Genomic DNA, 655 nt, shown 5'->3' with positions numbered 1-655 from the left:
AAACAGGATCGCGAAGGCCAGGGCATCGCGCCAACCGGAGGCTGCGCTGGGGGCTGGAGAGAGATGATGCCTTTCCATTAGAAAGCCATCGAAAACTCAGACTTCCTAAAACAGTTGACTCAAACAAAAAAAACATCTCTCATTCCTGGAAACTCTCGTTCCCGCGACGCAGTGATCGATCAGTCCTGTCAGTTGCCTTAGAGGACTTGCTCGATCAAGGAAACTCGCTGGAGACTATATCAGCTGATATTGTGCGGTTCATTCGTGAAGCTGGTGGCTTCTCTCCTGAATTCAACAAGCTTCTGTGCGAACAGTTAAAGTACGTTGAGACAGGTTTAGATCTAGAAGAATGGTTTGAAAATCTAATCCAACGCGAAATACAGTGCCTCATTGAGATTGATAGGGATGAACGCACTCAAAACAGCGAGAGGAGAGCTTACACGTCAGATCAACTGTCACTACGTATTGACGTTGATGACCCCGGATCGATTTATTTAGTTCTTCCAAGACAGAGATTAGAAGAGCCAGCCTTAAAGAACAACAGCGCGAAGTATTGCATTATTGATCCAGCTGGAGAAGAGTTTCTTGCCGCGGTGACTTTCAGGAAAGTTGTCACTCCTTGGCTGCCATTCAGGCGGCCTTGATTAAGGGTAGC

Annotated in this window: 1 protein-coding gene; it reads left to right on the top strand. The window is 47.0% G+C overall.

Annotated elements, in window-relative coordinates; genetic code table 11:
* A partial coding sequence (locus AC01FP_RS18530) for a hypothetical protein (RefSeq protein WP_474482345.1) occupies window positions 1-644 on the top strand: 644 nt, incomplete at its 5' end.
* Window positions 645-655 lie beyond the last annotated feature (11 nt).

The sequence above is a fragment of the Cyanobium sp. NIVA-CYA 375 genome (assembly GCF_056108345.1).
Note: the sequence above shows the minus strand (reverse complement) of the source record. Positions and strands in the feature narration are given on the sequence as shown.